Source organism: Romboutsia sp. 1001713B170207_170306_H8 (assembly GCF_015550495.1).
In the GTDB taxonomy this organism is placed as follows: Bacteria; Bacillota; Clostridia; order Peptostreptococcales; family Peptostreptococcaceae; genus Romboutsia_E.
In genome coordinates this window covers 44,461-57,045 of the sequence record NZ_JADNAX010000009.1, presented here as the reverse complement: position 1 = coordinate 57,045, position 12,585 = coordinate 44,461, and the positions used below count along the sequence as shown (strand labels likewise).

Sequence of the window (12,585 nt, the reverse complement as noted above, 5' to 3'; positions counted from 1 at the left end):
TTTTTGTCATATTAAGTTATCAGTCAATGAAAAAATTAAGACATCTTTTTTGATTTTAGACATATTAGGCCTTCCAAATTATCGTATTCACTTACCATAATCTCACTTAATTCTAATTTTTTCATTATTATATGTAAAATTTCTACACCTGCTGTTATAATATCAGCACGCTTACTTTGTAGCCCTTTTAAAGTTTTTTTATCATTTAATGTCATCTTTTTTAATTTTTGTAGAATATTTTCTATATCATTAATATTCACTATACTATTATGTATTTTTTCCATAGAATACACTTCTAATTCTTGATTCATAGCAGATAAAGATGTTATTGTTCCACCAATACCAACAAGCTTATTTATATCTTTAGATTTTAGAATACTTATAGTTCCGTTAATTTCTTTTTCAATAAACTCAATCATCATATCATATTCATAATCATCAATTACATCTGTTGTTAAAAACTTCTCAGTCATTCTTAGTGCTCCTACATTTTCACTTTTTGCAAAATCAATACCATTATCATTTCCAAGAATAAATTCTGTAGATCCTCCACCTATATCAATAACTAATGTATTATTCTCTGCATTTGCTCCCTTAATAACTCCCAAGAATCCTAAATTAGATTCCTCATTCCCACTTATAATCTCAACATCTACCCCAGCTTCTACTTTTGCTCTTTTTATAAAGTCATCACTATTTTTGCTATCTCTAAGAGCTGATGTTCCTATACAATAAATATGTTCACACAATTCTTCATCACTTATACTCTTAAATTCTTTCAAAGCATCTATATTTCTTTTCATTGCCTCTTCAGTAATAAATCCATTTTCATCAACACCCTTTCCTATTCTTGTAGTGTTAACGAACTTCTTTCTATTAAAAAGTTCTCCATCTATATAATCACAAACTAAAAGTCTCATAGAATTAGTTCCAATATCAATAGCTGATAATCTCATAAAATCCCTAACCTCCTAAAATATATTCTAAATATAAAGATATTATTCCATACTTATCGTATATATTATACACTCTATAGTAACCTATAAACATATAAAAATAGACTGATGATAAATTTCTATTTATCATCAGTCTCAGCTTCTGTCATGTATACAATTTCATTAGGCTTAACCATGTTTAATCTTCTTCTTGCTACATCTTCTAAATCACTTTCATCTTGACTAGATGAGATTGCTTTAAGATTATTAATTTCTCTATCAGCATCTTCTAACTTTTTATTAAGAGTTGATATTTTTAAGCTATACTCCTTATATTTTACAAGTTGAAATCCAAATCCACCTATCATTGTAAGACCTATAAATCCTAAAAATATACATAATCCTAAGTATTGTCCAGAAAATCTCTTTTGTATTTTCATATCCTTACACCCTTTTTTTCTTCTTTAATCTACCTACAGACTTTCTCTTTACAAATTTTCTAGTAGCTAAAAACATATTAGGTATATAAAATATGATATCAAATAATAGATGTACTGAATAGATTATAACGTAATACAAATTACTCAATATATCGACTATGTAATGCACTGTTTTTTTGATTAAATTTGTTATAAAATATATTACCTTATTTAATCCTGTTAAAATAAACTTACTTATAGTTCCATAGTATATAAAAAAACCTATAAATAAGGCTACAATATGATAATATCTTAAATCAAAATTCTCTACAGCATTTATTGTTATAAATGTTAGCATTGTAACAATAAGCCAAAATAAAGTATCAAAAAACAAGGATAGAGTTCTTACTATTTTAAAATTATGTCTAAGGCTTCTATAAATATCGAATAATATTCCTACGGCAATTCCACCGTAAATGGTTGCGTAAAAGGCGCTTACATCTTGTGTGAAAGGTAACATCTATTTAAATACCTTCTTAAATATATTTTCTTGAGGTTTTTTAGGTTTTGCATATACTATTGAATTTATAGTTCCATCAATACTTATTATACTTTCCTCTAAGTTTAACTTACTCATATCCAGTTCTTCGCCTTCTATAACCATCTCACCAGCAGAAGTCTTTATTTCTACTTTCTTGTCATTAAAAGAGTATATATGCTCTACCCCAGAAATAACTAAATTACTTCTATCTTTCAAGCTTATACTATGTTCCATATTATCCCCCCAGTAATATTTCAATTCATACTACTATAAATATACTTAAGGGGATGAGATTTTATTCTATTATATCGTACATTTCTTTAGCATCATTTTTTAAAACATGCTCTTTAATCTCATTTATCTTAAATTTCATTTTCTTTTCACCGAATTGTATTTCTAATATATCACCTATATTAACTTCTGAAGAAGATTTTGCAGATTTTCCATTTATAGTTACGATACCTTTATCACAAGCTTCCTTTGCAACAGTTCTTCTTTTTATTATTCTAGATACCTTTAAGTATTTATCTAATCTCATATTATACCTCCTTTGTTTCTAACCTTCTGAAACGATTTATATTTATTTTAAAAAATGCCTACAGTTATATAACTATAGGCACCTTCTATGTAATTCATATTTCTATGTATTTATTACTTGTTTATAACTTCTTTTAAAGATTTTCCAGCTTTGAATACTGGAGCTTTAGAAGCTGGTATTTCTATAACTTCTTCTGGGTTTCTTGGGTTTCTACCTTGTCTAGCAGCTCTTTCTCTAGTTTCGAAAGTACCAAATCCTACTAATTGAACTTTGTCACCTTCAACTAAAGCTTCTTCTACTGATTGCATAAATGCGTTTAATGCAGCTTCTGCTTCTTTCTTAGTTAATTCACTTTTTTCTGCCATTTTTGTTACTAATTCAGCTTTGTTCACGGTTCTTACCTCCTAAAATGTTTATAATATAGAATATTTATTATTATATTTTTACTATTCTATATATTTGGCGATTTTCCTTCTTTAAACTACTGTAATTTAGCTTTTTCCCAAAGTTTATCCATTTCTTCTAGTGTCATATCCTCTAGATTTTTATCTAAATTTATTGCACTATCTTCAATGAATTTAAATCTCTTTATAAATTTATTATTCGTAAGATTCAAAGACTCTTCTGGATCTACCTTTAAAAATCTTGCTAAGTTTACAATAGAGAACAGCAAATCTCCTAGTTCTTCCTTTATGTATTTTATATTTCCTTCTTTACATTCGTCAAGTAATTCTTTATATTCTTCTTCAATTTTTTTATATACATTGCTTATATCATCCCAATCAAAGCCTACAAGTGCCGCTTTTTTTTGTATTTTTTCAGCTTTTATAAGTGCTGGAAGATGATTTGGAATTCTAGATAAACCTTCAGTTACTGTCGATTCGCCTTTTTCTTTCTTTTTCAAATCTTCCCAAGTTTTATCAAAATTATTCATATCTACTTCAATATTTTTAAAAACATGTGGATGTCTATATATAAGCTTATTACATATACCATTTACTACTTCTGATAGATCAAAGAATCCAGTTTCTTTACCTATTTGACAATGGAAAATAACTTGTAGAAGAATGTCTCCTAATTCTTCAATAATTTCATCTATATCATCATTATCTATAGCTTGACAAAGTTCATAAGCTTCTTCAATGATATATTTTTTTAAAGTTTCATGATTTTGTTTCTTATCCCAATCACAACCATTAGGACCTCTAAGTTCTGACATTATTTCTTCTAAATCATGTACTGTATTATACATTTTTTTAGAACTTTTCGGTATGTATACACTAGTTAAGTAATTAAATAAATTATCTCCTCTGTCTAATTCATGTAATGGTACATACTTCTTACTCTCTAGAGTCTTAACACCTGCGCCATTTACTATACATACTTCTTGATCATAATCATAACATTCCATTAATCTCAACTTAACATTAGATGCTATAAATTGATCATAGACTTGAGTTATTATCATACTCGTATTTGTATCAATATATGAATTTTCTATTTCAAAAGCATCTACTAACTTAAATCCATCAGCTGGATCTATTGCTAAGTAATTAAACATTGCATCTACAAAACTCATAGAAGCTATTACTTCAACTTCTATATTTTTTATCTTTGCAATTTCTTCTATTTGACTCACTGTTCTTTCTGCAACTCTTGGATGACCTGGCACTGCATATACTAAGTCACCTTCGTTAGATTTTTCTATAATAAACTCTGCAATTTCTCTATATACATTTTCAAAATTATCTTCATTTTCATAAAAATAATCTAAGTTGGTATATGTTATATTTTCTTTTAGTTTATCTACAGTTGGATGTTTTTCAGTTCTTAGATAAATTCTAGAACTTGATTTTAAAATATCTAATGCACCTTGGCTGATAAGAGATATATCTCCTGGTCCAAGCCCTACGATACTTATCTTGCCCATAATACCACTCCTATAGCACTTTTTATGTTTTAAGTATTTCCTTGTATTTTCAGATCTATACTTTTATTATCTTATAAGATGAAGTTTTCTTAAAACTTTATAAAGTTTTTCACCTTTTGGCATAATTAAAATTTCTTCTTTAGTTATTCCGCCTATACCTAATAATACTAGTACATATACAACTGCACCTATAACTATTGATATTACTGTAGCTAAAGAGTTTCCTAATCCAACACTATTAGTTATAAGACCATATGATAATTTAACCGCTGCGAACATAGTTACAACAGTTATTAATGGCTTTATTACAAATTCATTTATACCGAATTTTACGCCCATATATTTTTTTACAAAATGTATTTCTATTAATGAAGCTACTGCATATGCTGTAACTGTTCCTAACCCAGAACCTAATACATTAATATCAGGGTCTACAGTTAACGTATAACTTATTGCTATTTTAAATATCATACCTACACTTAGAGCTAGTACTGGTACCATTGGTTTTCCCATACCTTGAAGAATCCCATTTAAACTGAATATTAACCCTAAGAATATAATGGCTGGTGATATTGTAAATAATATAGTTCCTAAAGATGCTGGTTCTTTAGGATATAATAATTGCATTATAGGTCCAGCTAAAGATGCTATACCAAATGCACAAGGCAGTACAACTAATAAAGTAACCTTTATAGCACTTCTAGTTTCTTTTCTAGCTTTCTCTACTTTACCTAAGGCAAATGATTCTGATATAGATGGAACTAAACTCATTCCTATAGCAGAAGTTATAACCGATGGTAAGTTTACTATAGCCATTGCCATACCTGTTAATTGACCAAATAGCGATACTGCCTCTGTTCTTGTAAATCCACCTTCTACAAGTCGTCTTATAACTACTATATTATCTATCATGTTTACTAAAGGCATTACAGAAGCACCTATTGTAATAGGTATAGCTACTAATAATATTTTCTTTAATATTTTAGATACACTTTCATCTTTAAATCTTTTACTAGCTTTTATATCAGCCTTACGTTGTTTACTTTCTTTTAGGTAAACAATTATTAAATATGTAATTGATCCTATTGATCCTATTGTGGCACCTACTATAGCACCTGCTGCTCCCATTTTAGGTCCACTTTGTTGCATAAAGTAATAAGCCATTGCTATACCTAATATAACTCTGAAAAACTGTTCAGTAACTTGAGAAATAGCAATCTTACTCATATCTCTTTTTCCTTGGAAGTATCCTCTATAAGAAGACATTGCTGGAACAAATAATAATGCAGGTGCTATTGCTAGCATTGCATAATATGCATCTGGATTTTTCATTAAATCAGTTACTATATAATCTGCTCCAAAGAATAATAAACAGAATGATAGCACACCTGTTATTAATAGAACTGTGTATGCTACTTTAAATATTTTATTGGCTCCTTTATGGTCACCTATTGCTGTTTTTTCTGATACTAGTTTAGCTAATGCTGTTGGGAAACCCGCTGTTGCTAGTGTCAAAAATAAAGTATAAACTGGATATGCTGCTTGGTAATATCCCATACCCTTTGACCCTATTAAGTTTCCAAGAGGTATTCTAAAAAATGCACCCATTATTTTAACAACTATACCTGCAACTCCAAGTATAATTGCCCCCTTTAGGAAAGAGTCTTTACTTTTGTTACTTTCCATAACTCAACCTCCATAAATTTTATAACAAATTTTAATATATCATATATTTATTAATGTATTCAAGATTTTAGTCATTAATAATTCCCACAAAGTAGAAAAGATCCTAATATTAGGATCTTTTTCTCTTTTATTGAACTTGTTTTCCTAAGAAATTAGAAGCAATCTTTAAGATTTTTTCTATTCCTTCCGGAAGTGTTTCATTATCTTTAGAAACTACTGTTATAGATCCGATACAATCCCCAGAAGTACTTACTATAGGCATTATTATCTGATTTGTATAATCTAGTGAATCATCTTTATATAGCGGTAATATTTTATTATCTTTAAGAGACTTAGTTTCTCTATTTTCTATTAATTGCTCTAATTCTTTACTTATACTTTTTTCTTTATAATCTTTTTTAGGTAATTTACATACAGCAATTATTGAGTCTAAATCCGTTACTACTATACCACAACCAAGTACTTCTCCTAAAGTCTCCGAATACTCTTGTGAAAATTCACTTAATTCTCCTATTGGAGAGTATTTTTTTAATATTACTTCTCCATCTTTTGCAGTAAATATTTCTAATGGATCTCCTTCTCTTATTCTTAATGTCTTTCTTATTTCTTTTGGAATAACTACTCTTCCAAGATCATCTATTCTTCTAACTATTCCTGTAGCTCTCATTATATTTTTAATCCCTCCATTGATAACTTTTAAGTTTATTTTTACCAATCATAAGAAAAATATGCAAAAAAGGATACGATGATAGTTTTTTGTACCTTCGATACAAATCCCTTATTAACGTATCCTTTTAGGATGGATAAAATAAATTCTAAAACTTTATATTTCTATTTTACCTAATATATCTTTGTTTATTTCTACTTTTGAATCTGATTTTAGTTTTTCAACTTGTTCATTATACTTTTCACTAATTAAGTTTGTTTTTATCGTATCTTTTACATCTTCAAACGGTTGTTGTTCATCTACTTTGTCTGTAACTTTTATTATGTGATACCCATAACTTGTTTCTACTATATCCGATATCTCTCCAACATTTAATTTCCATGCTGCATCTTCAAATTCTTTTACCATTTTTCCTTTTGCAAAGAATCCTAATTCTCCTCCATTTTCTGCAGTTCCTGCATCTTGTGAGTATTCTTTAGCTAATGCTGAGAACTCTTCTCCAGATTTTAATTTCTCCAATACTTCTTCAGCCTTTTTCTTAGCCTCAGCTTTCTTTTTATCACTTAAAGCATTTCCCTGATCATCCATTGTTTTTATTAGTATATGTGATGCTTCTACCTCATCAGTATGGAATTCTTCTTTATTTTCGTCGTAGTATGTTTTCATTTCATCTTCTGTTATATCAATATTTTTTTCAAAGTTTGCTTTATAATTTTCACTTGCTAAATCTCTTTCAAACTGATATTTTAAGAAATTATCATCTACTCCCAATTCATCTAATTCTTTTTGATAATCTTCATTTTCTTTTATGCTTGTTTTGAAATCTTCGATTGCTTTATTTACTTCATCTTCTGTTGCAAGTAATTTTTCATCTTTAGCTTTTTGATATATTGATTCTGTATATACCATTTGGTCTAATATCATTTCTTTGAATTTTTCTCTGTATGTAACTCCATCTTCAACTTCTTGATCCCAAATAGTATCTCCATAATAAGCTTGTATAGATTGCTTATTTAATTCTAATACTATTTGATAATTTCCTACAGTTATTCCATTTCCATTTACAGTGGCTATATTCTCCTCTTTATCAATTTTACTACTGCTACACCCTATCATGCTCAATCCTAAGATTGACGACATAATTAACATCCCTAGTTTTTTCAAAATACAACATCCTCTCTTTTTGTTTTATTGTTCCTCTTTCACATCACACATTTTTTCTAAAAGTTCCTCTAGCTCTGTAACAATTTTATATCCAACCTTTTCTTTAGTTTTATATTTTGTTAGAGGAAGTAACCATATTTCATCTTTGACTTGTCTTACTTTTTCTATTTTCATTTTTTTACATAGAGATTTTATATATGATATTTTTAGTAAAGTTTGTACAGATTTTGGTAAGTCTGAGAATCTATCTTCTAACTCTTCTTCAACTTCGTGCATATCTTCTTTACTTTCAATAGATGCTATTTTTTTATACATCTCTATCTTAGTAAGCTCATCTTGTATATAAGTGTCTGGTATATATGCATTAACACTTAAATCTATTTCTACATCTATTTCTTCTACTATAGGTTCACCCTTTACTTTTCTTATAGCATCATTTAACATTTTCACGTATAAATCATACCCTATAACAGCCATATGTCCATGTTGCTGTGAACCTAATATGTTACCAGCACCTCTTATTTCAAGGTCCCTCATAGCTATTTTAAACCCTGATCCAAATTCTGTAAACTCTCTTATGGCTTTTAATCTTTTTTCTGCTATTTCACTTAATACCTTGTCCTTTTCATACATAAGATATGCATAACCTTGTCTAGAACTCCTTCCAACTCTACCTCTTAACTGATAAAGCTGAGCAAGTCCCATCTTATCTGCATCATATACTATCATAGTATTTGCATTGGATATATCCATTCCTGTCTCAATAATTGTGGTGCAAACTAAAACATCATATTCTTTATTCAAGAAACCTAGAATTATATCTTCTAAAACTTTAGATGTCATTCTACCATGTGCCACAGCTACATTTGCATCTGGTACTAATCTTTTTATTCTACTAGCCATTTCATCTATATGTTCAACTCTGTTATATACAAAGAATACTTGACCACCCCTAGCTAATTCTCTTTCAATTTCATCTTGAATTACACTATCTTTGGATTCTGTTACGTAAGTAATAACAGGATGTCTCTCTTGTGGTGGTTCTTCTATTACACTCATATCTCTTATTCCACTTAGTGACATATGAAGCGTTCTTGGTATTGGAGTTGCAGATAATGTAAGTACATCAACTGTTGATTTAATTTGCTTTAAAGATTCTTTGTGCTTAACTCCAAATCTTTGTTCTTCATCTATAACCACTAGACCTAAATTAGGTAAATTTATGTCCTTGGAAATAATTCTATGAGTTCCTATTAAAACATCTACTAATCCTTTTTTAGCATCATTTATTATTTCCTTTTGTTGTTTAGCTGTTTTAAATCTACTAAGAACTTCTACCCTTATTGGATAATTTTCAAATCTTTCCTTAAATGTATTGTAATGTTGTTGTGCAAGTATTGTTGTAGGAACAAGAACTGCAACTTGCTTTTGATCCATACAAGCTTTAAATACGGCCCTTATAGCTACCTCTGTTTTTCCATAACCAACATCACCACATATAAGTCTATCCATTACCTTACTTGATTCCATATCTTTTTTAGTTTCTTTAATAGCTTTTAGTTGATCTTCTGTCTCCTCATGAGGGAATAATGATTCAAACTCATGTTGCCATGGAGTATCTTTAGAGAATTTATATCCTTTTACTTGTTCTCTTTTAGCATAAAGCTCTATAAGGTCTTTAGTCATATCTTCAATTTCTTTTTTAACCTTTGCTTTAGCTTTGGTCCATTCGCTAGATCCAAGTTTATTAAGCTTAACTTTTTCTGCATCAGCACCTATATATTTTTGTACCTTATCCATCTGGTCTATTGGTACATATAGGTTGTCTCCACCTTGGTAGATTATCTTCATATAATCTTTCTTTATTCCATTTATAGATATTTGCTCAATGCCAGTATATCTACCTATACCACTATTTTCATGAACAACATAATCACCTACATTCAAATCTAAGAATGATTCTATCTTTTGACCTTTTTTCTTCTTCTTTTTATTCTTAGAACTTGATACCCTTTTGTGAACTCCTATCATCTCGTTATCTGTAACTACTACAAATTTTATAGATTTATATTCAAACCCGCTGCTAATTTGTGCTGGAGTTATAATAACTTGAGAAGACTTAATTTCAATATCTCTACTTTTAGATACAGTGGTTTCTAAACCTAAATCTAATAGTTCCTTATTTAACTTCTTAGCCCTATCTAAAGTGTTAGTGGCTAGTATTATCTTAAATCCATTATACTTTAATCTATTTAATTCTTCTGCTAGTACATCTAATTTCGCATTAAATGTTGGAACTTCTCTAGATTCAAAATTTATTATATTACTTATCTTAAAATCATTGACAGGCTTTGGTAATAAAGTATTTAATATTAATTTTTTATCACCCTTTATAAAATCTAAATCATTATAGTGATATAATAAATTACCTTGGCTTTTAAGAGCTAATCCTCTTTCAAGGTTTAATTTATAATTTTCTTTAAATTCATCAATATAATTTTCACATCTTTCCTTAAGCCTTGAGATATCATTTACGAAAATGACAGCATTATCATTTAGGTAAGTGAATATACTCTTGTTTTCCTCAGGATAAATATAATCTATATAATTTTCTATTCCTTCAAAATAAGTTTTAGTCTCTATATTATCTATGTTAGAAAAAACATCTTCATTAGTTAATTCACTAGTTTCTTTTTTTAATTTTTCAACAGCATTGTTAACATTCTCAGGATAAATAAATTCTCTAGAAGGTGTTATTGAAAATTTCTTAATTTTATCTATAGATTTTTGTGAAAAAACATCAAAAGTTCGTATAGAATCTATTTCATCATCAAATAGTTCCATACGAATAGGATTATTATATTCTAATGAAAATATATCTACTATTCCACCTCTTATACTAAACTGCCCAAATCCTTCAATTTTAGATACTCTTTCATAACCTAGAGATACTAATTTTTCACTTAATTCATCTAGGTTTACTCTATCCCCTATTTTAAAAGTTGATGTGTTATTAAGTAAAACTTCTTTTGGAATATACTTTCTAAGTATAGCTTCTGTAGAAGTTACTACTACTATTTTTTCTCCTTTAGCTAATCTCAATAATGTTTTAAGTTTTTTAGCTTCTTCATTTCTATCCTTTGCATCTAAGTGATAAAAATAGATATCTTGATGATTAAGATAAACTACTTTATCTTTCATATAAAAACTTAAATCCTCATAAGCTTTTTTTGCCTCTAAATCTGTACTTGCTACAAATACCGTAGGCTTATTTAATTCTTTATATATAGAGTAAGTTATATGAGGTTTTTGCACTGACAAAAGGCCATTAATTAATAATGAGCCTTTGTTATTGTTTATGCAATTTATTACATCTTTATATTCATTGGAATTTTGCAAAGGGTAAATTAGTACGTCATTCATATATGATCCTCCCTTTTTTATCCATTATATTTATTCATAGCTAAATCAATATTTTCTCTTATCATTACATCTATTGCTTTAGCTGCTTTTTCTAGTCCTAATTCTACATCATCATTTTCTTCTTTTCTAAATCTTGAAAGAACAAAGTCTGCTAAATCTTGACCTGGTCTAGGTTTTGATACACCCACTCTTACTCTTGGGAAATCATTAGAACCTAAACACTTTGTAATAGATCTCATTCCATTATGAGTTCCACCACTTCCTTTTTTTCTTATTCTTATTTTACCAACATCTAAATCTATGTCATCATATACTACTATTATATTTTCCATATCTACTTTATAGTAATTATAGATGTCTATTAAAGTTTCTCCACTTAAATTCATATATGTTTGTGGTTTTACTAGAAGAACTTTTTCATTTCCAACTCTTCCTTCTCCTATTAATGCCTTATGTTTTATTTTCGATACACTTATGCCATATTCCTTCGCTAAACTATCTATAACATCAAATCCTACGTTATGTCTTGTTCTCTCATATTGTTTTCCTGGATTTCCTAATCCTACTACTACATACATATTTTATCCTCCTTTTATAATACTCTATTTATTATATTAAAATAGCTTATTAATAAGCTATTTCCTGTAAGTATTATTAATATTGTTGCTAATGATATAAATGGTGCAAATGGTATATTTTCTTTTATTGATTTCTTTTTTGTCAAAATCATGTATATACAATATATAAATGCTACTATGTAAGATAAAAATATCAAATATACGCTATAATTATGACCTAATGTAAGAGAGCATAATACAAATAGGCCTATATCTCCATCGCCTAGACCTTTGGTTATTTTAGCTAAAATAAATGAAATTATGAACCCTATTAATGGTGCACTTATATGTGTATTAAAATCTTTTTCCATATTCATTGAGCTTATTAAAATTACACCTTGAATAATTATACCACTAAGTACGCTTATATCATATATATAACTATTCTGATAGTCAATTATTGATATAACTAATAAAAAAGGAATTATGAATATGTATCTTATAGCATCTGGCGTTAATCCGTATTTTTGGTAAATTAATATAGATAGTGATATAGTGAGAAAATATATTATAGATGTATTATATGTAATTTTATTTATTTCTTTGCTTTTTATGTGTAAATATTTATTTGTAAAATAGGCTAAAATTGTTGATATCGTTATAGTATAAATCATACATTATTTTTTATGTATTAGTAAGTAGGATTTAGTTTTATATTTTAATTT

13 protein-coding genes are annotated in these 12,585 nt (G+C 28.2%); all 13 read right to left on the bottom strand.

From position 1 onward, the window contains the following. Positions 1 to 35: 35 nt before the first annotated feature. Complete coding sequence (locus I2A66_RS13760; protein WP_122640630.1) at positions 36 to 956, bottom strand: Ppx/GppA phosphatase family protein; 921 nt, start codon at positions 954 to 956, stop codon at positions 36 to 38. A gap of 119 nt (positions 957 to 1,075) precedes the next feature. After that, complete coding sequence (locus tag I2A66_RS13755; RefSeq protein ID WP_147516792.1) at positions 1,076 to 1,375, bottom strand: FtsB family cell division protein; 300 nt, start codon at positions 1,373 to 1,375, stop codon at positions 1,076 to 1,078. A 4-nt stretch (positions 1,376 to 1,379) separates the two neighbouring features. Continuing rightward, on the bottom strand, positions 1,380 to 1,874 hold the full coding sequence (gene yabQ / locus I2A66_RS13750) for a spore cortex biosynthesis protein YabQ (protein WP_195251884.1): 495 nt from the start codon (positions 1,872 to 1,874) through the stop codon (positions 1,380 to 1,382). Then, a complete protein-coding gene (yabP, locus tag I2A66_RS13745) occupies positions 1,875 to 2,129 on the bottom strand; it encodes a sporulation protein YabP (RefSeq protein ID WP_122640633.1) in 255 nt (84 codons plus the stop codon). A 61-nt stretch (positions 2,130 to 2,190) separates the two neighbouring features. After that, positions 2,191 to 2,433: an RNA-binding S4 domain-containing protein gene (locus I2A66_RS13740; protein ID WP_122640634.1), complete on the bottom strand. Its 243-nt coding sequence runs from the start codon at positions 2,431 to 2,433 to the stop codon at positions 2,191 to 2,193. A gap of 113 nt (positions 2,434 to 2,546) precedes the next feature. After that, positions 2,547 to 2,825: an HU family DNA-binding protein gene (locus I2A66_RS13735; protein WP_122640635.1), complete on the bottom strand. Its 279-nt coding sequence runs from the start codon at positions 2,823 to 2,825 to the stop codon at positions 2,547 to 2,549. Positions 2,826 to 2,914: 89 nt separating this feature from the next. Continuing rightward, entirely contained in the window at positions 2,915 to 4,363 is a 1,449-nt protein-coding gene (gene mazG / locus I2A66_RS13730) for a nucleoside triphosphate pyrophosphohydrolase (protein WP_147516794.1), read from the bottom strand. 66 nt (positions 4,364 to 4,429) lie between these two features. Further along, on the bottom strand, positions 4,430 to 6,049 hold the full coding sequence (locus tag I2A66_RS13725) for a putative polysaccharide biosynthesis protein (RefSeq protein ID WP_147516795.1): 1,620 nt from the start codon (positions 6,047 to 6,049) through the stop codon (positions 4,430 to 4,432). Between the two features lie 127 nt (positions 6,050 to 6,176). After that, positions 6,177 to 6,716: a stage V sporulation T C-terminal domain-containing protein gene (locus I2A66_RS13720; protein ID WP_122640641.1), complete on the bottom strand. Its 540-nt coding sequence runs from the start codon at positions 6,714 to 6,716 to the stop codon at positions 6,177 to 6,179. Between the two features lie 156 nt (positions 6,717 to 6,872). Beyond that, positions 6,873 to 7,865: a peptidylprolyl isomerase gene (locus tag I2A66_RS13715; RefSeq protein ID WP_279265929.1), complete on the bottom strand. Its 993-nt coding sequence runs from the start codon at positions 7,863 to 7,865 to the stop codon at positions 6,873 to 6,875. Between the two features lie 39 nt (positions 7,866 to 7,904). After that, a complete protein-coding gene (mfd, locus tag I2A66_RS13710) occupies positions 7,905 to 11,303 on the bottom strand; it encodes a transcription-repair coupling factor (RefSeq protein ID WP_195251883.1) in 3,399 nt (1,132 codons plus the stop codon). A gap of 17 nt (positions 11,304 to 11,320) precedes the next feature. Continuing rightward, positions 11,321 to 11,881, bottom strand: coding sequence for an aminoacyl-tRNA hydrolase (gene pth, locus I2A66_RS13705; protein WP_195251882.1), 561 nt, complete (start codon positions 11,879 to 11,881; stop codon positions 11,321 to 11,323). A gap of 14 nt (positions 11,882 to 11,895) precedes the next feature. Then, positions 11,896 to 12,534 (bottom strand): prepilin peptidase, encoded by a 639-nt coding sequence (locus tag I2A66_RS13700; RefSeq protein ID WP_195251881.1) that lies wholly within the window; start codon positions 12,532 to 12,534, stop codon positions 11,896 to 11,898. Positions 12,535 to 12,585 lie beyond the last annotated feature (51 nt).